The organism is Bacillus xiapuensis, assembly GCF_002797355.1.
Taxonomy (GTDB): domain Bacteria; phylum Bacillota; class Bacilli; order Bacillales; family Domibacillaceae; genus Bacillus_CE; species Bacillus_CE xiapuensis.
In genome coordinates this window covers 785,743-806,180 of sequence record NZ_KZ454940.1, presented here as the reverse complement: position 1 = coordinate 806,180, position 20,438 = coordinate 785,743, and the positions used below count along the sequence as shown (strand labels likewise).

General features: G+C 46.0%; 17 protein-coding genes and 2 tRNA genes. 2 read left to right on the top strand and 17 right to left on the bottom strand.

The window, feature by feature from the left end:
• Positions 1 to 10 precede the first annotated feature (10 nt).
• The 7 genes from CEF20_RS15590 to spoIIE all read right to left on the bottom strand — a co-directional run bounded on the left by CEF20_RS15590 (position 11) and on the right by spoIIE (position 9,300).
• Positions 11 to 778 (bottom strand): type III pantothenate kinase, encoded by a 768-nt coding sequence (locus tag CEF20_RS15590; protein WP_100332752.1) that lies wholly within the window; start codon positions 776 to 778, stop codon positions 11 to 13.
• A 144-nt stretch (positions 779 to 922) separates the two neighbouring features.
• Positions 923 to 2,911: an ATP-dependent zinc metalloprotease FtsH gene (gene ftsH / locus CEF20_RS15585; protein ID WP_100332751.1), complete on the bottom strand. Its 1,989-nt coding sequence runs from the start codon at positions 2,909 to 2,911 to the stop codon at positions 923 to 925.
• A 111-nt stretch (positions 2,912 to 3,022) separates the two neighbouring features.
• Positions 3,023 to 3,580 (bottom strand): hypoxanthine phosphoribosyltransferase, encoded by a 558-nt coding sequence (hpt, locus tag CEF20_RS15580; RefSeq protein ID WP_198508545.1) that lies wholly within the window; start codon positions 3,578 to 3,580, stop codon positions 3,023 to 3,025.
• Positions 3,581 to 3,604: 24 nt separating this feature from the next.
• Complete coding sequence (gene tilS, locus CEF20_RS15575) at positions 3,605 to 4,975, bottom strand: tRNA lysidine(34) synthetase TilS (RefSeq protein ID WP_100332750.1); 1,371 nt, start codon at positions 4,973 to 4,975, stop codon at positions 3,605 to 3,607.
• Between the two features lie 76 nt (positions 4,976 to 5,051).
• Positions 5,052 to 6,017, bottom strand: coding sequence for a protein kinase domain-containing protein (locus CEF20_RS15570; RefSeq protein ID WP_100332749.1), 966 nt, complete (start codon positions 6,015 to 6,017; stop codon positions 5,052 to 5,054).
• On the bottom strand, positions 5,986 to 6,720 hold the full coding sequence (locus CEF20_RS15565) for a vWA domain-containing protein (RefSeq protein ID WP_100332748.1): 735 nt from the start codon (positions 6,718 to 6,720) through the stop codon (positions 5,986 to 5,988). The genes CEF20_RS15570 and CEF20_RS15565 overlap by 32 nt, the downstream gene beginning before the upstream one ends.
• Positions 6,721 to 6,804: 84 nt before the next feature.
• Positions 6,805 to 9,300 (bottom strand): stage II sporulation protein E, encoded by a 2,496-nt coding sequence (gene spoIIE, locus CEF20_RS15560; protein WP_100332747.1) that lies wholly within the window; start codon positions 9,298 to 9,300, stop codon positions 6,805 to 6,807.
• Positions 9,301 to 9,655: 355 nt separating this feature from the next.
• Here spoIIE and CEF20_RS15555 point away from each other — a divergent pair.
• Together CEF20_RS15555 and CEF20_RS15550 are read left to right on the top strand one after the other, a co-directional pair.
• Positions 9,656 to 9,729, top strand: a tRNA-Met gene (locus tag CEF20_RS15555).
• A 77-nt stretch (positions 9,730 to 9,806) separates the two neighbouring features.
• Positions 9,807 to 9,878 (top strand) — tRNA-Glu (locus tag CEF20_RS15550).
• Between the two features lie 376 nt (positions 9,879 to 10,254).
• Here CEF20_RS15550 and CEF20_RS15540 read toward each other — a convergent pair.
• The 10 genes from CEF20_RS15540 to CEF20_RS15495 form a co-directional block, all read right to left on the bottom strand.
• Positions 10,255 to 10,692, bottom strand: a complete 438-nt coding sequence (locus CEF20_RS15540; protein ID WP_100332745.1) for a S1 domain-containing RNA-binding protein — start codon at positions 10,690 to 10,692, stop codon at positions 10,255 to 10,257.
• 82 nt (positions 10,693 to 10,774) lie between these two features.
• Positions 10,775 to 11,173 (bottom strand): FtsB family cell division protein, encoded by a 399-nt coding sequence (locus tag CEF20_RS15535; protein ID WP_100332744.1) that lies wholly within the window; start codon positions 11,171 to 11,173, stop codon positions 10,775 to 10,777.
• 16 nt (positions 11,174 to 11,189) lie between these two features.
• Positions 11,190 to 11,801, bottom strand: coding sequence for a spore cortex biosynthesis protein YabQ (gene yabQ / locus CEF20_RS15530; RefSeq protein ID WP_100332743.1), 612 nt, complete (start codon positions 11,799 to 11,801; stop codon positions 11,190 to 11,192).
• On the bottom strand, positions 11,798 to 12,097 hold the full coding sequence (gene yabP, locus CEF20_RS15525) for a sporulation protein YabP (protein WP_100332742.1): 300 nt from the start codon (positions 12,095 to 12,097) through the stop codon (positions 11,798 to 11,800). The genes yabQ and yabP overlap by 4 nt, the downstream gene beginning before the upstream one ends.
• Positions 12,098 to 12,209: 112 nt before the next feature.
• On the bottom strand, positions 12,210 to 12,470 hold the full coding sequence (locus CEF20_RS15520; RefSeq protein WP_100332910.1) for an RNA-binding S4 domain-containing protein: 261 nt from the start codon (positions 12,468 to 12,470) through the stop codon (positions 12,210 to 12,212).
• A gap of 23 nt (positions 12,471 to 12,493) precedes the next feature.
• Positions 12,494 to 13,957, bottom strand: coding sequence for a bifunctional methyltransferase/pyrophosphohydrolase YabN (gene yabN, locus CEF20_RS15515; protein WP_100332741.1), 1,464 nt, complete (start codon positions 13,955 to 13,957; stop codon positions 12,494 to 12,496).
• Positions 13,958 to 13,978: 21 nt separating this feature from the next.
• Positions 13,979 to 15,580 carry a putative polysaccharide biosynthesis protein gene (locus tag CEF20_RS15510; protein WP_232713566.1) on the bottom strand — a complete coding sequence of 534 codons (1,602 nt, stop codon included), beginning with the start codon at positions 15,578 to 15,580 and terminating at the stop codon, positions 13,979 to 13,981.
• 300 nt (positions 15,581 to 15,880) lie between these two features.
• Complete coding sequence (gene spoVT / locus CEF20_RS15505) at positions 15,881 to 16,417, bottom strand: stage V sporulation protein T (protein ID WP_100332740.1); 537 nt, start codon at positions 16,415 to 16,417, stop codon at positions 15,881 to 15,883.
• Between the two features lie 118 nt (positions 16,418 to 16,535).
• The gene (gene mfd / locus CEF20_RS15500; protein ID WP_100332739.1) at positions 16,536 to 20,051 is read right to left on the bottom strand and encodes a transcription-repair coupling factor; all 3,516 of its coding nucleotides are present in this window, start codon (positions 20,049 to 20,051) and stop codon (positions 16,536 to 16,538) included.
• A 126-nt stretch (positions 20,052 to 20,177) separates the two neighbouring features.
• Complete coding sequence (locus tag CEF20_RS15495) at positions 20,178 to 20,408, bottom strand: anti-sigma-F factor Fin (protein ID WP_100332738.1); 231 nt, start codon at positions 20,406 to 20,408, stop codon at positions 20,178 to 20,180.
• Positions 20,409 to 20,438: the final 30 nt, after the last annotated feature.

Genomic DNA, 20,438 nt, shown 5'->3' with positions numbered 1-20,438 from the left:
AGGCTCCTTTCTATCTCATGTTTCGTTTATAAATCAGACATAATCCCTTTAATGTCAGAAAAGGATCTACGACATCAATGCTGCTCGTTTCTTCAGCAATCAGCGGAGCCAGCCCCCCTGTAGCAATCACCGTGGGTTGCTTTTTGCTCTGAGCTTTCATGCGGCTGACAATGCCGTCTACTTGTCCGACATAGCCGTATAGAATACCTGCTTGCATCGCCGCTACCGTATTCTTGCCGACGATATGATCCGGCCGGACAATTTCAATCCTTGGGAGCTTCGCCGCTCTGGAATATAGCGCTTCGGTTGAAATATTGATGCCCGGCGCAATCGCCCCTCCCATATAATGGCCGCCTTCATCGATATAACAGTAGGTCGTTGCCGTGCCAAAATCAACGATAATCAGGGGGCTCCCGTATTCATGAATGCCTGCAACCGCATTGACAATGCGATCCGCCCCGACTTCGCGCGGGTTTTCATATTTAATATTCAGTCCTGTCTTGATGCCCGGCCCAACTATAAGAGGCTTTATATGAAAATATTTTTGACACATTTTCTCCAAAGAAAACATAATAGGCGGGACAACAGAAGAAATAATCATGCCGTCAATTTGCGACAAAGCAAGGCCTACATGCTGAAATAAGCTCTTGATGATCATCCCGTATTCATCTTCCGTTTTATTGCGGTTCGTTTCCATACGCCAGTGGTATTTTAAATTTTCGTTTTCGTATACACCTAATACAGTATTGGTATTCCCTACATCCAACACAAATATCAACGTTCTCACCACACCTACATATACTTTTTAATTGCTGCCCTTCATCATATCACAGAAAGCCCTCAACCGCATTATTGCACTTCTTCCAGGCTTTTATAAAAGAAAAAAAGACACCGACAAAAGAATATCGGTGCCTTTCTGGGATTAGCTTTTCGGTTCTTCACCTTTATTCACAGAAGAAGAGCTGTCTCTGTCTTCAGGCTCTTTCGCGTCTTCCGCCCGAACAGACTCCTCCTTCTTCTGAACGTTCACTTTGACTTGATCACCCTGAACGGTCTTCTCATTTTTATCTTCAGCATAGCTGCGTTCAGGCAAACTGCCGTGATCGATTAGATGTTTAATTTGTTCCGCATCTAAGGTTTCCACTTCGAGAAGAGTATTAGCGATAATTTCAAGCTTATCGCGATTCTCTGTTAAAATTTCTTTTGCTCGTTCGTAACAGTTTTTAATAATGTGCTGAATTTCAAGATCGATTTCATAAGCAATCGCATCTGAATAATTCTGTTCATTATTAAAGTCTCGGCCAAGGAACACTTGACCGCCTGAACTTTGGCCAAATTGAAGCGGACCGAGCTTATCGCTCATTCCAAACTCCGTGACCATGCGGCGGGCAATGCCCGTTGCGCGTTGGAAGTCATTGTGGGCACCGGTGGATACTTCACCGAAAATAATATCTTCCGCTACGCGTCCGCCAAGCAAGCCGGTAATCTTATCAAGCAATTCTGGCTTTGTCATGAAATAGCGATCTTCTTTCGGAAGCATCACCGCATATCCGCCAGCTTGCCCGCGGGGAACGATCGTGACTTTATGCACCATTTCAGCTTCATCAAGCACTAAACCGATCACTGTATGTCCCGCTTCGTGGAAAGCCACAATCTTTCTTTCTTTTTGAGAAATGACCCGGCTCTTCTTAGCAGGTCCGGCAATGACGCGATCTGTCGCTTCATCAATATCACGCATATCTACCTTCTTCTTGTCGCGGCGGGCGGCAACAAGGGCAGCTTCATTTAATAAGTTTTCCAGATCCGCTCCTGAAAATCCAGGTGTTCTGGCCGCAATCGCTTTTAAATCCACCGATTCATCAAGCGGTTTATTGCGGGCATGTACGCGCAGAACAGCTTCACGGCCTGTAACATCCGGACGGTCCACCGTAATCTGGCGGTCAAAACGGCCCGGCCGCAGCAAAGCAGGGTCTAGAATATCCGGACGGTTAGTCGCCGCGATGATGATAATGCCCTCATTCGCGCTAAATCCATCCATCTCAACAAGCAGCTGATTCAAAGTTTGCTCGCGCTCATCGTGTCCTCCGCCAAGACCGGCTCCGCGCTGGCGGCCTACCGCATCGATTTCATCGATAAAGATCATGCAGGGAGCATTCTTCTTCGCGTTTTCAAATAAATCTCGAACCCGGGAGGCCCCGACTCCGACAAACATCTCTACGAAATCTGAACCGCTGATCGAAAAGAACGGTACACCCGCTTCCCCAGCAGCGGCTCTCGCAAGCAAGGTTTTACCTGTACCTGGAGGTCCTACCAGCAGCACGCCCTTAGGGATTCTGGCCCCAAGCTCTGAAAACTTGCGGGGATCCTTTAAGAATTCCACAACCTCAACAAGCTCCTGCTTTTCTTCATCTGCGCCAGCTACATCTTTAAAGCGCACTTTCTTCTTCTCATCATTATATAAACGCGCTTTGCTTTTGCCGAAGTTCATCACTCGGCTGCCTCCGCCTTGCGCTTGGTTCAGCAAGAAGAAGAACAGCAAGAAGATGATTAAAAACGGAATGATCGTTGTAAAGAAAGAGACCCATCCGCTCGTTTCTTTAGCAGGAAGCACTTCTACTTTCGCGCTTTTAGCAGCTTTATCCACCCGGTCCATCATGGACTCACTGTTCATCACGTAAGCAAGGAAATACTCGTCTTTGCCCGCGCCCTTCAGCTGGCCGCGAACTTCAAACACACCTCTTTCAGGCTGCATGGAAAATGAAGCGACTTCATCCTTCTCCAGAATGGAAATAAATTCATTATACGTTATATTTTTATTTGGCTGATTACCGTTGTTTAAATAGCTCACAACACCAATAATCACAAGAAATACTAATAAATAAAATATGGTATATCGAAATATCCGATTCATCCCTTACCTCCTCCCACGGTAAAAAATACTGTACTCAATACTATCATAGAAAAACTTGGCATTACAACTGTTAGGCATGACGTCCAGCATCTCCATTTAGGCAGCTCAGCCTTATGATTGCTCGTCCGTTTTTTTGTAAACTTCCGGCTTCAGCACACCAATGTATGGAAGATTGCGGTATTTCTCAGCAAAATCGAGACCGTAGCCGACGACGAACGCATCAGGTACTTTAAAGCCTACCAAATCAGCCGCAATCTTAGCTTTGCGTCCTGTCGGTTTATCTAAAAGCGTCACAATTTTAATGGATTTAGCTTTTCTGTAGCGGAAAAGCTCCACTAAATAGCTCAGCGTTAAGCCGCTGTCGATGATGTCTTCTATAATAAGAATGTCTCTTCCTTCTACGGAAGTATCAAGATCTTTCACAATTTTCACTTCACCGGAAGAAGTGGTGGAGCGGCCATAGCTGGAAACATCCATAAAGTCCATTTCCAAATAGGTGTCCATCCGTTTAATCAGGTCGGACATGAAAGGCATGGCTCCCTTCAGCACGCCGATAACAAGGGGGAATTTGTCTTTGTACTCTTCCGTCAGCTGGCTGCCCAGCTCTTTAATCTTTTCCTGAATTTCGTCTTCAGAAATCAGTATTTTTTCAATATCCTGATTCAACAATTTTGTTAGCCTCCTAGAAGATGGTTACTTATTGTAAATTAAAGTGAAATAATTGCCGGCGTCGGCCCGATCATACTTGGACTTCCTGAGTCCGGGTACCCACAGGACTTTACCGCTGCTGTCCGCAATGACCGGCCATTGATCCCGCTTTATGCGCGGGATTTTCTCATCGATAAACAGGCGTTTTAGCTTTTTCGTTCCGTTCATGCCCTTTAATGAGATCCTGTCTCCCGCGCTTCTGGTTCGCACATATAAAGGCAGCTTGACGGATTGCTGATCCAGCCGCAGACAATCGGCACCCCCAGCAGGCACAGGCAGCTCATCTGTCAAAAAAAACGAGCCGCCGAACGGCCAATCGACCCGTTCCCCGACGTCTAATGTAAATACATAGTCCTTCCTTACGTTCATCTCAAAGCTGAAAAAACATTCATTATACTCACGGTGAACCTGCAATCCGTGAGGAAGATTCAGACTTCCAGAAGGTTGATCTTCCTTTAACAGCTGTAAAATCTGCTGAATATGTATGAAGGAATACGCTATTTTACCTTTGTAAAGATAGTTTAATATTAGATGAATCCCTCTTCTTTGTAAAGGCAAAGGCACTTCTAAAAACGCCCGAACCTTTAATTTGGCCCCGCTTCCATTCTTTTCCCACACATGCTGCATGCTCTCAGCTGTCCATTCACGTAACAGCTGTTCATCTTCCGCCTGTTCTTCACTGAATCGCTGAAAATGTTCATGCACCCTTGGATTTTCTTTCTTTAAAAAAGGAAGAAGATGATGCCGGAAACGGTTTCGCATGTAGTCCATCTTCTCATTGCTGGGATCTCTGCGAGGATCAAGTTTTTCCTGCACGCAATACTGCTCAATCATTTCTTTATTGACAGAAAGCAGCGGCCGAATCATTTCCTGATTGGCAAACGATCTGCGCACCGGAATTCCGATCCTTCTTCCGGCTCCCTTTGTTAACTGCATCAAGATGGTTTCAACCTGATCGTCTCCGTGATGGGCTAACGCCAGCTTATTGGCGGAAAACTCGGCCATCCCCCGCTCATAAAAGTGGTACCGGACATGGCGAGCTGCTTCTTGAAGCCCCATGGAGGAGGATTCTATTAGTTTGCGGACATCTATCCGATCGGCCATGAAGGGAATTTCTCTTAATTGGCAAAAGTTTTCAACAAACTTCAATTCCGCATACGATTCTTCTCCCCTAAACATATGATCAAGATGAAGAGCGAAGATTTCAATGCCGAAAGCTTCGCGCTTTTTTGCTAAGTAAGAAAGCAGCGCCAGTGAATCCGGCCCCCCGGAAACCCCAACCGCAATCCGATCGCCTGGTCGAATTAATTGATGATGTTCAATAAATCGTTCAACTTGCTTTTCAAATTCTTGCATATAAGCCTCTTCCCGATCTTTATTCTTATAATGACTATAGTAACACTTTCTTTTAATGAAAAACAAAAGAAATTGGTCAAACGAGCAATTCAGCCAAAATATACAGGATATACAAGGCAGTAATGGCTAGAATCACCACAGCCGATTTTAAAAAGCTATTATGCTTCCTTCTCTTCTTGTGGGCGGTTCGCCTCATCCGGCTTTCCTTTTCATTTGTTTTTACCCGTTTTTCTACCGATGTATTCGGGGTCAATGCTTCCATCAGCTCTCTGCGCATGGCGAGTGCAGTTGGATACTGTCCTTGTACAGCTTTAATCAGCACATGGCTGTATTGCAACAGTTCTTGCTTTTGCTTAATGCGTACAATCAGCTGATTTACGCCGCTTTCATCTCTTGCAAATCTTCTTGGGTATACAAGATTAACAGCCACCATGGCCGAGGCAAACAAATCATAAGCCGGGTCCGCCTTTCTGGATCCACCGCCCCAGTAACCTCTGTCAAAAAACTCGGTATACTCTTTCACCGCTCTCCCATGCTTAGTTGTACCCCCTACATCTATGCAGCGGATCCGAAAAGGCGGGCCGGATACGATTAAATTATCTGGTTTAATATCACCGAATATCCAGCCTTGATGATGGAGGGCGTGCAAATTTTCAAGCAGCTGCAACAGCAGAATCCCAATCCAAGCAGTTCCCCTGCGCTCAATAAAAGCCGATAGCGTTGGCCCCTGTATGAATTCCATCGCATAAAAGGACAGGACTTTCCCATTCTGCTCCCAATCGTCAGCATCTAACAAAGAAGGCCCGAGGGAAGACCCCTGGACCTTATCAAACGCCTTCAGCACGTTCATTTCAGATGTCAGTGATAATTGCCTGCTGAGCTTTAAAGCGGCTGAGCCTTCTTTCGTTTTGACTAAGTAAACCTCTCCTGTTGCTCCGCTTCCTAACTTCCGTTCGACAATATAAACATTCTGGTGCCACTTCCCGCGAATGACTGTGCCCCGCCCTATGTTAAATGGATCTTTCGATGTATTCATCATCATAAGGCAGCCTGCCTTCAATATGACTTTTTTTCATAAATTGGGAAATGGCTTCACGAATGGCCGGTCCCGTCGGGGTTAAGCCGCCCGGCGAAAGCTTGGAAAATAAGGAGGTCATTGAATCCAGCTTAGGCGTCCACCCTAAAAGCTGTTCGACCTCTTTCTTTTTCCCGGGAAATATATATAAAGAAAATAGATTTTTTCCCATGCGGGCGTTCATGCTTAGGGAAAGATCCAGGAGCGCTTCTTTCACTGTAGGCAGCTTTTCTGTCATGCTGGCGCTCATGTCCACCAAAATCAGCACTTCTAAATTAGCAGTCTCTCCTAATTCATCAACGACTTCCATCACCTCTCCCCTCTTTTCTGGCGGCAGGGATTCCAGAGCGGTGTCGCTGCTGAATATTTGCTTCAATTGTTGATTGACCACTCCCTGGAGAGTTTGGGTCATCGCCTGCCTAGTCACCATTTGAACCGTTTGGGACAGCTGAGAGGCATAGACCGCCTGGCTGATGCCGCCTCCCGATAAGGCAATCTGATCAATTTCATGCAGTCCGCGCGAATGAGCAGTCTCGTTGCCGATAATGCCGATCACATTCACCGTGATTCCTTGTTCAGCAGCTAAAGTAGCCATTGCCACCGGATCTTCACCATGGTTGGAGCAGCCGTCTGTCAGCAACAAGATTTGCTTGATGGTACCTGTTTTCATTTAGTTCCCCTCCATCTTTTAGCGTTAGCTCCATCCTCGCCAAAACGAAAGGAAAATATACCTTAACCTCATGCCTTACGACTGTCAGGAAATTTTCTTTTTGGTTTTAGAATTCCTGACATGCACCGGTATGGAGGCCCACTTTGGCAGGTTATGCTCTACCTTTGCCACCACTACCGTCATATCATCTTCAATTTCTCCAGCTCTCGTCCGAATCACTTCCTCCATCAGGAGATCGGCTATCATTTGCGGGTCATCCGTTTCTAATTCCGATATTTTCCTTTTCATCCATAAATCGTTGTTCTCCACATTTCTTGGTCCTTCAAACACGCCATCACTCATCATGATGACTAAATCGCCTGATTTCAGTTGTTCACTAACGACATCCACCTCAAATTCTTGCAGAATGCCAATGGGCAAATTACTCGCCTCTACTTTGATAATTTTGCTGCCCCTTTTAATAAAGCTAGGCGTAGAGCCTACCTTTAGAAAATTAGCCATCGCATCCTGCAAATCAATAATCACCAAGTCCAGTGTGGAGAAGATTTCATCCGTTGTTCTTAATTGCAAAATGGAGTTCACCGATTTAATAGCAACGGTTTCCTCAATGCCGGATTTTAAAATTTGCTGCAGCAGGCGCAAGGTTTCATGGCTTTCATGATGAGCCCGCTCGCCATTGCCCATTCCGTCACTGATGGCTACTGCGTATTTCCCGGCCCCTAATTCAATTGTGGAATAGCTGTCACCAGAAACCAGCCCTCCGCCTTTCGCTGCATGAGCCGCACCCGTTTCGACAGTGAAGGCCTTAGCTGAGCGAAACACCACCTGGCAAACGCCGGCCGGGCCGCCTTCACATTCCTCTTTATGCACGATGACATTGTCACCTAAAATATCCGATAGCATCGGAGCGAGCAGCTTATGGCATTCTCCGTGCTGACTGCTCGCATATGGAATAATCATTTCAATATCGACGTTGCTCTTTTGTAAACTATATATATCAATTTGTTCAATCTCCATCCCAAACGATTCAATCGCCTCCAATATTTGCTCTTCTTGCTGGTGGTGATTTTCCCGCTCTCGCTGAATTTCTTCAGCAAAGTCGCTCATCACCTCCGATACGCCGCGCAGCTGTTCAGCCACTAGCTTCCTGCTGTCATACACTTGTTTTTTCAGCTTTTGATTCGCTTGATAATAGGTTAATTGCTGCTGAATCGCTTCCTCTACTCGCTTCGCCCGGAAGCAATGCTTGTCCAGCTCTTTCGAAAGCTTCTGCGATAAAGTTTCTTGTCCTTCATCGAGCTCATATAGCACATCGCTCATTAAATGATACGTCTGCTGAAAGTTTTGCGCCCAGCAATGCTCTTTTTTAAAGCAGGTTTGACAGGTCTTTTCTGTTACATGACTTAAGAAGATATCAAGCTCTCGCTCCTCGCAGTCATCCAGAATATCTATATTATATTGGGAAAAACTTTTCGACAGCGCGTGGAACACTTCCGAAAACTGTTCGACTCTGTTGGCTGTTACATCTCTCATTTTCCTTAAGTATTGCTGCTGTTCCTGTGAATGCTCGGATGTGCCTGGAATGAGCTTCGCCAATTGGTCTGTGATGGCTTTAGGGGTTAAAAATAATAAAGCGATGGCGGCTAATGATTCGTACAGCGATAGAGCAAGGGGAGTACCGCTTTCGCTGTACATTCCCGCAAGCAGCGTAGCCGTCAGCAAGCCCGCTGCAGCTCCCGCCCTCCTCCATTCTTTTAGGAGCCCGCCGAGCAGCCCGGCAAAAGCCAGCAAGCTCATCTGAAAAAAGCTGGACACGCTGGCTAAGCTAAAGATCAAACCGGTTACAACTCCGACAGTCGAGCCCACAGCCGCACCAGAAACGAAGGAGAAAATCAGCACTAAATACCTTGAAAAAACATGTTCAATGGAAAGGCCGTACACCGACCAGCCGATCGTTCCCGAGGTGATCGAAGCCAGCATAATGATCAAACTTACAATTTCTTCTATTTTTAATGTTTTCAGCCGCTTATTTAGTGATAAAAACGGAATAGCCTGCATAAATATAAGTGTCAAAATGAAAGCCAGTGAAGATTCAATGGCCGATATTAAAACATCATATCCGCTTATAAGCTGATCATTCAGCACATAAGCGAAGCTCAGCTTCACACCGAGGACGGTAAAGAAGACATAAAAAGGCAAGGATACGGCATCCTCCTTGTGAAATTTCTTTAACAGCCGGTAAGAAAGCAGAAAGACCGCTACCGTACAAAAGGAATAGCTGATCTGTTCAATGGATAAAGTCAAAGATCCTGCCAACAGGCCAACTAATGCAAGCGGGGCGCACTCTCTCCTCAGCATAAAGACAGCAGCAAAGAATGGCAGGGCGAAGGGAGTGATATGCGAAAGGATCAACGCGCGCCCCAAAAGAAAACCAATTAGCAATAAGATAAAACCTTTTTCCAGCATCCACGACTGCAGCTGCAAAGAAAAGCTTTTCAACCCCTTGAACACTTCTAATTTTGTTTCCTCTAAATCTACGTGATTTCCAGGCTCCACCAAGTTTCTTTCCACTCTCTCCATTGTTCACACTCCTATTCGTAATCTTTGCTGATCATTATAACGGAGCTTTTGTTCAAACTTTGTCAAAAAGAGTGGGCTCGTTCCAAAAAACGTTCGACAATAAAATGAAGGTTTAAACAAGGAAGGAATCTCGCATCCCACACTGTTGCATCCTCCATCCTGGCTGACGCACCCTTACACTTAAGCTTTTGATTCCCTTCTTCATCCTTGAAGGCGGAGTCATACAGCGGCTTATGTGCGAGTTAATGGCAAACGGGGCATTGCCATCAGGGGAGACAAACTTTTTTTAAAAAAGAGGTTGACATTTATTTATCCCGTGACGTATTATATTTCTTGTGCTTCATTTTGTTGATTCGGCGGCGTAGCTCAGCTGGCTAGAGCGTACGGTTCATACCCGTGAGGTCGTGGGTTCGATCCCCTCCGCCGCTATCCGAAAAACGGGTTGCTTTACTATTGATCCTTCAAACAGCCAAAGCAAAAGCACCTTCTATTGACATATTCAACAAGGCCCGTTGGTCAAGTGGTTAAGACACCGCCCTTTCACGGCGGTAACACGGGTTCGAATCCCGTACGGGTCATCGGCGCAAAAAAACCAGATGAAAAGGATCCAAGTGATCCTCAGCCATCTGGTTTTTTTATGTAAAGTGAACTGGCAGGCAGCGGAGGTTTGTTTCATCTCTGATGAAAAGATTGCAACCTGCATCATGGCTGGCCCAAACTGGCGGCCGCGCTCTTTCGCTTTGGCTTTTGATTTTCCTATCTTGAAAGGGGCGGCTGCTTCCTCTCTTATTGATCTTCAGCGTAAGATATGAGCAGGTGGCCTTTCAAAGATCATTCATGATTCACCAAAAAAGCTGCCTGCAAAAGATAAAGAAACAATCTTTTACAGACAGCTGCTGTTCCAATTGGAAGCCGCTTGCAAATCAGCTTATGATTATATTAAATAGGCAGCAATTAACCGCGCTTTGCTCCTCTCCCTCCGCGTCGTGACTCCGTTTGACGCTTAAGAGATGACAGACGTTCCTCACTATCCTTCAGAAAACGAGCCATTTTCTGTTCAAAGTTTTCTTTTGGAGAAGCATGATTTCCTCTCGGCCCTTTAGAGCGGTAATCATTATTTCTAGAACGGGAGCGATAGGACTGCTGTTGCTGCGGCTGCTCTTTCGCTTTACGAATGGATAATCCGATCTTTCCATCATTTTCTACATTAATAACTTTCACTTCTACCTCATCGCCGACTTTTAAATGATCATTGATGTCTTTCACATAATTATCCGCCACTTCACTAATGTGTACTAGTCCAGTTGAGCCACCTGGCAGTTCAACAAACGCTCCGAATTTAGTGATGCCTGTCACTTTACCTTGTAACTTGCTGCCTACTTCGATTGACATAAAAAAATTTTTCCTCCTTAGAAATGATCAAGCTTTACCTTATATTATATTACGTAAAAAAAAGGTGTCAATACAGCCTCCGTTATTCTTTTGGCTCTCTAACCTTCTTATCTGATTCCGGAATATTGAAAATAACCTCACCTTTGTCTGAAAAGAAATAATTCTTTCTGGCCAGCTCCGCAATGTATTCGTCATTATTGAGCTTCTTCAATTCTTCTTCGTATTGCTTCTGCTGCTTTTTCAAGTCACTCAAAGAAGCAAGCGCCTGCTCTTTTTGCTGCTTCTTTTCTTCCAAATGAGCGTTTTGAGAATAGAGGGTGGACCCTAGAAGCCCTACAATAATGGAAGCTAGAATCGCGAATGCTGCTAATCTTCTAAACAGCTTTGTTCGATGCCTTGCGAGAAAACGTTCCTGCTTCTCCCTGCTAAATACGAATGCATTTTTCAGCGCTGTGACTTTTTCTTTGTTTAATCCGCTCATCTCTCTTCCTCCCGGCTTATTTTTTCCAACGATTTGCTGTATTGACTATCTTATTCTTGACAATTAAGAAAACTCCTGCTGCCTTTTTCCGCAAGCGGTCTGCCGGCCTTCTCAGCTTACTGGGAAGCATGCGCCAAATAAGCAGGATAGGCGAGCACGCGACCTTTACTATAAATAATAATAGCCGAAGACCTGCTTTGACAAGGGACAAAAGGCTTTTACCGATCATCCGAATGAGGGCGATTATCCATCTCAACATCACGGCAATAGGCATAACCACAAGCAGGGCTATGCTCTTGCGGATCAGCTGAAAGAGACGGATGAATAGTAGGATAAGGCCGTTAAGCACCTTTACGTAAATCGATTTAAAGAGCGCTTGATAGGCGGAAAATCCGCAAAATACAGCCAGGAATATATAAAAGCGGACCTCACCATAATTAATTGCATATAAACAATAAAATAAGAGACCGCCATAAGCGCACCAGAAAATCACATCACAAATAAAAGCAATCCAGCGAGAACGGACCGGCCTGTTTAAAAAGCGCTGGTATGTATCGAGCAGCGCTCCAAAAAGAATCCCCATGACGATCATGGATAGCAAAGTGTCAAACTGTACGGATAGAGTCATTTGAACAGTTTATTGAATAGACCTTTGGATTTTTCGCCTGACGGGTGATCCGAATAGTCAAAACTGAAGATCCGTCCTTTGATCGCAACCAGCCCTTTATCGACATCCAAGTTTTTCATTTGCAAATTCTGCCCTTTCACTGTGAGGGTTCCCATGACCGTCAGCAGCAAAAATTCTTCACTGTCAAAGCTCTCTACTTGCTTCACACCTGTGATTTCCATTACCCTTCTTCCCCGCATGACCACATCATGTTCCGCGGCCGTACCTTTATCAGCAGAATCATATAATTGCGTCATTTCTTCTCCCCCTCATCTCATTCGTACAAAGTACAAGCTTTGCCACTAAATGTATGCAGAGAAGAATCAAACTATGTGGGGAAGAGGATAAATTCTTCATAAAACCCTTCGATTATTCGTTAACTCTTTCTTCCTTCAGCAGCTGGTACATTCCCGCCGCTTCCTCCTTCTTAGTTGTTTCTTGCAATCGCTCCACGCGAACAGTAAGCAGGCGCTGCCCTAAACGAATGGACAGCTCATCCCCTACCTTCACATTGGAGCTTGCCTTGGCGGCAATGCCGTTGATCGTGATTCTTCCCTGATCGGCGACTTCCTTGGCCAATGTTCTTCTTTTGATAATTCTTGATACTTTTAAAAACTTGTCCAGTCTCATTGTACTCATCTGCTCTTCTCCTTTTACCGTTCTGTTTTTTTCGCCTCTTCCCAAAAGGCGTCCAGCTCACTTAATGTAAACTCCTGAAAAGCTCTTCCGCTGGCTTTTACTCGCTTCTCAACGTGAGAAAAACGGCGGCAGAATTTTTCATTTGCTTTAGCCAAAGCCTCCTCTGGATGAATGGAATAAAACCGGGCTACATTGACGAATGAAAATAAGACATCTCCGAACTCTTCAAGCTGCCGGTTGCTATTCCCGCTTGTCACTTCCGCGAGAAACTCCTGCCATTCTTCCTCAGCCTTATGAATTGCGCCTTGCGCTTCATCCCAATCAAATCCCGCTTTCGCCGCTTTCCTTTGCAACTCATACGCACGAAGCAAGGCCGGCAGCCCCTTCTCGACCTCATCCAGGTGAAAATGGTCCTTTTCCCCTTTTTCCTGTTGCTTAATCGCTTGCCAGTTTGCCATCACTTCTTGGGCGCTGCGGACATCCGTCTCACCGAATACGTGGGGGTGGCGGCGCACCATTTTCTCGGCTAGTGACGCCACGACATCCTCTATTGAAAACATCCCTTCATCTTCACCGATTTGAGCGTGCAGCAGCACTTGCAAAAGCACATCTCCCAGCTCTTCAACTATATCTTCATCATTTTGCCGGTCAATGGCATCAAGCAGCTCATACGATTCTTCAATTAGATACTTTTTCAGTGATTCATGCGTTTGCTCGCGGTCCCACGGGCAACCCTGCGGCGAGCGCAGCTTGGCAATGATTTGCCGCAATACACTGAACTCACGGTATGTATGCTCTTCCTGCTTAATTGGCGGCACATATAGAGAAGTTAAATTGTTCAGTTCAACTTGATGATCAAGCTCATATAGCGGTACTTTCTTGACCGTTTGCGCCGCGCTGCCTGCCGCTGTTACCATATACACTGCATGTTCATCTGGATATTTTTCCATCAGCGTCAGCTTTACTTCCGAAGCAACGAATGAATCGTATACTTGAGCGATGATCAAATGCTGAAAAATGTTGATGTCCTCTTTCATTAAGGCTGTCCCGTCCAGAAATTGAAAACCGTCAATCGGGTCTATTTCTACCGCTGTCAGCAAGGAATCCAAAAAGCTGTGGCCTCCGGCAATCCTTACCTCCAATTCAGAAGATACTCCTCTGTCTATTAAAATCTGCACCGTTTTTTCTGCAATAATAGGATGACCGGGCACCGCATAAACAACTTGCTTCTCTGCCGCAGCCGCTGCTTCCAGCTCATCCGCGATCTCTTCATAGACCTCTGCAAACTGATCATGCTTTTCGTAAATATGGTCTAAGCTGATAAACTGAACGCCTTCCTCACGAAGTTCCGTCACAGCCGGATGCTCAACCGTTCGAGCATAGATTCGGCCAGCCTGCTTCAGCAGCTTATAGATACCTAAAGGCAGCTGATCGAGCTCTCCCGCTCCAAGACCGACGATTGTAATCGAATGAGTCATCTGCTTCACACTCTTTCCTGACTATTTTTTTTTACTGATTTTATCCTTGATTTGCTGCAGCTTGTCTCCAAGTGGAATTTGCCGCAGCTCTTCATTTGTAAATAACCCCGCTTTTAGCAGGGCGCAAATAAAAACACTGGCTCCTATGACGACACTGCTGACAGCTATGACCGTCATCTGTGCCCGGCTCCCCTCCCCGCTAAAGAGAAAGTGTTCGGCTCCACGCCGCCACAGCTGCAGCACAGCCGTCATACAGGCAACGGCAACTGTCGCCCTCCCTATAAACATCCAGTCGATCAGCCGGATGTTCAAGCAAGTGCGGATGCTGATGATCAGCATAACGGCCGCTCCCCCGAGAGCGATCATTGTTGAAAAGGAGGCACCGGCTGTTCCATAGAGGGGAACGAGGACAACATTTCCGATATACTTGCCCATCACGGCTGCCGCAGCGGCAAAGACTGGAAGAAATTCTTTATCCAGCCCTTGAAGTATGCCCGATAAAGTCAGGATGATCGAGCTGAACAAAATTGAGAAACAAAAAACGGAAAGCACAGCGGAACCTTCACTGCTTTCGAATAGCATGACGTTAACAGCATCCATGATATTGATTAGACCGACAGCCGCCGCCAACCCCAACGTGAAGCTGACTTTTAAAGCCAGGCGGACCGCCCTTCTCAATTCAAGCTTCTTTCCCTTTCGATGAGCCGACGTTACGAGCGGAACAAGTGTCAGTGCCAGCGAAGCAGCCGCCACCGTTCCCAGCTGCACAAGCGGCTGGCCGCGATCGTACACTCCTTTAGCCGTTTTAGCCGCCAGCTCATCTGCCCCCGCTTGTATAAGTCCGCTATACAGATTCAATGAATCAACCAGCTGCAGCAGCACGAGTGTCATACTCGAGATACAGATCGCCGCTCCTTGCACTAAAAGGATTCGCGCCTCCTTCTTGTGCAGAGGCGCTCTCACTCGTGATCCAACCGTTAATTTGGCGTGCCTTTTGCGCATGCATACGTATAAAACAATGGCTCCGGCCACGCTGCCTGCCAGCGAGCCTGCAAACGCGGCAGCACCCGCTCCATAGAGAGAATATCCCATTTCAATGATGAGGAAAGAGCACAGCAAAATCGCTCCTACGCGCACGGATTGCTCAACAGTTTGTGAAACAGCCGTCGGAACCATATTTCCTTTTCCCTGAAAAGTTCCTCTCCACACCGTTAATAAAGGCATCAGCAGATAAGAAAAGGCGGTTATCTGAATCAGCGGTGCAAGAGAAGGATCACCCATTAGCCCCGCAATCGAGCTGGCTCCCCAATAAATAGCGGCAAACAATCCGGCGCCGATTGCACTGGTAATGATAAAGGACAATCGAACCAGTCTCTGTATATACCAATCGTTTCCTTCATGCTCTGCAATTAATTTAGAAATAATGACGGGAAATCCATAAGTGGATAAGGCCACTGCCATGCCGTATAAAGGATACACTTGCTGATAAATATAGAAACCAACGTCACCAACTATATTCTGAAAGGGCACCCGGTACACAGCGCTTAAAATTTTAACAATGACAGCGGCCATGGTTAAGATGACGGCTCCGCGCATGAAAGACGCCTGATCCGCCTTTGGCACCTTGCATCACCTTGCCCTTCTTATAAAGTAAACCTTCAAACAGCCGGTGCTTTCTTTCATCCCCGCTGATAAAAAAACAAAGACTGCCGCAGCGCCTTTGTCACCTGCGTCGCGCAGGCCCGAACGAGTCGGGCATGCAGGTGCCGTGTTCTCACCCGCTTTGACTTTTGCTTCTCCGCCTCCATTCTCGCAGAGGGAGAGGCTTACGTCCTCTTGCACGCGGGATAAAACAAGCTACTACAAATGTAAAGGATTTGCACGAAAAAAGGAAGCAGCCTTTGCCGCTTCCCGTCTTTTATGCTAGTGCTCCATTTGTTTAGCCAGAAATGCTGCTGCCGTTTCGGCTAATTTTTTCTCAATTTCACTCAGCGTTCGATCAGCGGAAAACAGTAACACTAATCCGATAGGGTCCCCGTTGGCAATGATGGGCGCCAGCGCGTATGATTGGACTTGCTCTTCGCGCCCATCGACCAGCGAAACCTGCCCTTGCGGATTATTCAGCGCGGGCTGACGGTCTTCCATGGCTGTTTCAATTAATTGCCCTACACTTTTATTAATGTACTCCTTTTTCGATACTCCTGCAGATGCAATAATTGCATCGCGGTCGCAAATCAGCACAGAGCTGCCTAAGCTATCAAATAAAGCCTCTGCATATTCCTGAGCGAAATCACCCAGTTCACTAATCGGCGAGTATTTCTTTAAAATAACTTCCCCATCGCGGTCCACGAAAATTTCCAGAGGGTCTCCTTCCCGTATTCGCAATGTGCGGCGGATTTCCTTTGGAATCACCACCCGCCCTAAATCATCAATTCGACGAACAATACCAGTTGCCTTCATCTTATGTTGCCTCACTTTCATCAGATGATTATTTGACAGCGAATAAACGATGTCTTCGTTATCTCTGTCGCATTATTGTTATTATCCTTCATACGGGAAGTTCTATGCATTTTGAACGTTATTTTCTAGCATGCTCCAGATTTTTTATAATGTCATAAGCAATAGCAAACCACGCATCCGCTTCCATTCTTTTTATATCAATGGAAATTTTCAATTGGTTATTTTCCATTCCGAGACCGACAGCCCGCCCATGCTTGCTGCATAGTTCAAACACCTTGGATCCATCCATCCGCTGTGTTCCTTCTGGTGTCATCAAAATGAATACTTGGTCCTTGTCCTGCTTGATTTTCTCTAGCTGAACAGCTGTCGCGTACACCTTCATTTCCGCTACTTTAAAGAGGCTCTCCACTTCACGAGGATATTCGCCAAAGCGGTCGATCATTTCCTCCTGCAGCTCACTTACCTCTTCTAATGTCTCAACGCTGCGGAAACGCTTGTACATTTCGATTTTTTGCTGACTGTCTTTAATGTATGCATCCGGAATATATGCATCGATAGACACTTCCACTTCGAATGGTGCGGCCTTCTCTTTCTGGACATTTCCGCGTCTTTGCTCGACCGCTTCCTTCAGCATCTGCGAATACAGGTCAAAGCCGACAGAGTCGATAAATCCGTGCTGCTGCGCACCGAGCAGGTTACCGGCTCCGCGGATGGATAAGTCGCGCATCGCAATTTTAAACCCTGACCCAAGCTCTGTGAATTCTTTAATAGCTTGCAGACGCTTCTCCGCCGTTTCTGAAAGGACTTTATCTTTTCTGTACATAAAGTAAGCATAAGCCACACGGTTGGAACGGCCGACGCGGCCACGGATTTGATACAGCTGGGATAGCCCCATCCGATCCGCGTCATGAACAATCAGCGTGTTCACATTAGGGATGTCCACACCGGTCTCGATGATTGTTGTCGTCACTAATACGTCTGATTCTCCTTCTAAAAAGCTTAAAATGACGCTTTCCAGCTCTCGTTCAGTCATCTGGCCATGCGCATAGGTCACTCTAGCATCCGGCACTAGCATGGAGATTTCGTCAGCTTTGCGCTCAATATCTTCCACGCGATTATATAGATAAAAAACTTGTCCGTCCCGGGCCAGCTCCCGCTCAATCGCCTCTCTGACCAAAGCCGGATTATGCTCGACCACGTAAGTTTGCACAGGAAAACGATTCTCCGGCGGTGTTTCAATGACCGACAAGTCTCGCACGCCGAGCATCGACATATGAAGCGTGCGGGGAATCGGTGTAGCCGTCAAGGTGAGGACGTCGACATTTGTTTTTAGCTTTTTTATTTTTTCTTTATGCGTCACGCCGAAGCGCTGCTCTTCATCAACGATGAGCAGACCCAGATCATGATATTGAACGTCTTTGGACAGCAGCCGATGTGTGCCGACTACGATGTCTACTGTACCGCTTTTTAGCCCTTTCAGCGTTTCGGTTTGCTGCTTCCGGGAACGGAAACGGCTCAGCAATCCGACCGTTATGGGAAAATCACGAAATCGCTCCTTCAGCGTTTCATAATGCTGCTGGGCAAGAATCGTAGTCGGAACAAGAAAGGCCACTTGCTTGCCGTCTGTGATCGCTTTGAAAGCAGCCCGAATCGCAACCTCGGTTTTTCCATAGCCGACATCCCCGCATAAAAGACGATCCATCGGCCGCTCCTTCTCCATATCATATTTAATTTCCTGTATGGAACGAAGCTGGTCTTCCGTTTCTTCATAAGGAAAGGACATCTCAAACTCACGCTGCATATCTCCGTCCGGCGAATAAGCATACCCCTTTGCTGCCTCCCGCTCCGCATAAAGCTTAATCAAATCATCAGCAATATCTTGAACGGATGACTGGACCTTGTTCTTCACCCGTTTCCATTCACTGCCGCCAAGCTTATAAATTTTCGGTTCCTTTCCTTCTGAACCTACATATTTCTGAACGAGCTCAATCTGTTCAACTGGAACATACAAATGATCGGTTCCTTGGTACTTGATATTTAAATAGTCTTTGTGCACACCTTTGATTTCCAGTGTTTCAATCCCCAAGTACTTTCCAATTCCATGATTGACATGAACGACATAATCACCGGGCTTAAGCTCTGAATAACTCTTAATCCGTTCAGCGTTCGATAGCTTTTGCCGGCTCTTGCTTCTCTTCGTTTTTTTATTGAACAGCTCCTGTTCTGTAATAACGGCCAGCTTCAGCGCCGGAAATTCAAAACCTGCTGTTAACGAACCTTCTGCAATTTGGATAGCCCGCTCGGAAATTTGATTACTTTCAGGAGCAATTGCCGCTTCAATCTCGTAATCTTGCAGAGTTCTTCCTATTTTCTTAAGACGCTCTTTCGTTTCTCCGAGAAATACAACGGTCATGCCAAGCTTTTTCCATCGCTCTACTTCCGTCTGCAGCACGTTCATTTGTCCGTGAAAATTTTGCATCGGCCGGCATGAGAAGTTCACGATGTTCTCCGGATGGGTATGGGCAATCTTGCGTAAAAATAAAGCAAGATAAATAATTGGCTGTCTTATATGTGTGATGACCTCGCTGAAAGTGTAGGACAGCTTCGTGTCATGGACAACTTTTCCTTCTTCAAGAAGAGACGTATACCATTCCGCTTCCTCTTGCTCAAGCGAATCGTTCATCTCCCGGATGCGGCTGATTTCATCAAAAAACACCAATCCATTCTCCGGCAAGTAATCCGCAAGGCTCATCGGCTGCTCATACATCATTTCCGCATACTTTGCAATTCCTTCTATCGCGGTTCCTTGCTTGAGTCGTTCAATTTCGGAATTGATATTCTTTTCTAACAACTCCCGCGATTTTTCATTTTTCACTTTCTTTAACGTATCCTCCAAGGCATTTTCCAGCCGCTGGGCGAGCCGCACTAAATGTGCCGGATGATGCGGCGTTTCTGACACAGGACCTATGCTAATGGAAGACTGATTCTCCAGTGAACGCTGATTTTCAATGGAGAAGGTGCGGATGGAATCCACTTCTGTATCAAATAATTCGATGCGGATGGGATCATTTATGGTGAGCGGATAAATATCGATAATGCCCCCGCGCACGCTAAATTCACCTGGAGCATAAACCATATCCGCCCGCTGGTAGCCCATCGCAATCAATGTACGAATCATTTCATCATGATCCACTTCTTCTCCGACAGCCAATGTCCTTTGCAAAGCTTGCCAATCTCGTTTCGGCGGCAATAGTTTCCGGATTCCTGAAACCGGCACAATGTATACGCCTCTGCCTACATTGACGATGTGATTTAATACTTCAATTCGCTGCGCCCGCAATTCCGGACTGGCAATGCTGATCTCGGCTGCAATCAGTTCATCAGCAGCATACAAATACACTTCTTGCTCGTCGATAAACTGCAGCAAGTCATCATGCAATTTTTGCGCTTGCAACAAATTATACGTGACGACTAAAATCGGCTTATTCGTTTGCTGGTAAGCAGCTGCAATAAACAAAGCCCGCGCAGAACCTGACAGCCCTGAAGCCAGCTGCTCCTTCATTCCAGCTGACAGCCCTTGTAAAATGGATTGAATATCATTATTTTGCAAAAATATATTTTGTAAGCTCTTCACGCGTTGTTCCTCCCCCTATAACGGACAGATGCTTCTATCCTCCCAAAGCAAAAGCTTCCCTTTGCTCCATCAAAATCTGTCAGTAATGAAACAGAAAAATGCTTTGGATCGCTATCCAAAGCTACTTTAATGTATCAGATAATCATATTGATGAAATTCAGGATTTCTCTCAAGAAGCTCCTGGCAATCTTCACATATTGTCGTTATCGTTATGCTGCCGTCTTGATCATAATGAACCATATCGGTTCTTTCCTGATCCGTCAGTGCATGAATCCCTAACTGTTTAGCTGATATAACCGATTGATTCAAGCTCCCAACCGTTGTTCTGCAATGGCGGCAAATGTAATGAATAGGCATCTTCTTCCTCCTTCGCTGCCAACTTCTTCT

What these genes read in the sequence shown, in the direction of transcription:
- CEF20_RS15520 (WP_100332910.1), bottom strand. Translation starts at nt 12,470, where the DNA reads ATGAGACTGGACAAGTTTTTAAAAGTATCAAGAATTATCAAAAGAAGA.
- yabN (WP_100332741.1), bottom strand. Translation starts at nt 13,957, where the DNA reads ATGACTCATTCGATTACAATCGTCGGTCTTGGAGCGGGAGAGCTCGAT.
- CEF20_RS15535 (WP_100332744.1), bottom strand. Translation starts at nt 11,173, where the DNA reads ATGAGCGGATTAAACAAAGAAAAAGTCACAGCGCTGAAAAATGCATTC.
- yabQ (WP_100332743.1), bottom strand. Translation starts at nt 11,801, where the DNA reads ATGACTCTATCCGTACAGTTTGACACTTTGCTATCCATGATCGTCATG.
- tilS (WP_100332750.1), bottom strand. Translation starts at nt 4,975, where the DNA reads ATGCAAGAATTTGAAAAGCAAGTTGAACGATTTATTGAACATCATCAA.
- CEF20_RS15565 (WP_100332748.1), bottom strand. Translation starts at nt 6,720, where the DNA reads ATGAAAACAGGTACCATCAAGCAAATCTTGTTGCTGACAGACGGCTGC.
- yabP (WP_100332742.1), bottom strand. Translation starts at nt 12,097, where the DNA reads ATGACGCAATTATATGATTCTGCTGATAAAGGTACGGCCGCGGAACAT.
- spoIIE (WP_100332747.1), bottom strand. Translation starts at nt 9,300, where the DNA reads ATGGAGAGAGTGGAAAGAAACTTGGTGGAGCCTGGAAATCACGTAGAT.
- spoVT (WP_100332740.1), bottom strand. Translation starts at nt 16,417, where the DNA reads ATGAAGGCAACTGGTATTGTTCGTCGAATTGATGATTTAGGGCGGGTG.
- CEF20_RS15495 (WP_100332738.1), bottom strand. Translation starts at nt 20,408, where the DNA reads ATGCCTATTCATTACATTTGCCGCCATTGCAGAACAACGGTTGGGAGC.
- CEF20_RS15540 (WP_100332745.1), bottom strand. Translation starts at nt 10,692, where the DNA reads ATGTCAATCGAAGTAGGCAGCAAGTTACAAGGTAAAGTGACAGGCATC.
- CEF20_RS15570 (WP_100332749.1), bottom strand. Translation starts at nt 6,017, where the DNA reads ATGATGATGAATACATCGAAAGATCCATTTAACATAGGGCGGGGCACA.
- ftsH (WP_100332751.1), bottom strand. Translation starts at nt 2,911, where the DNA reads ATGAATCGGATATTTCGATATACCATATTTTATTTATTAGTATTTCTT.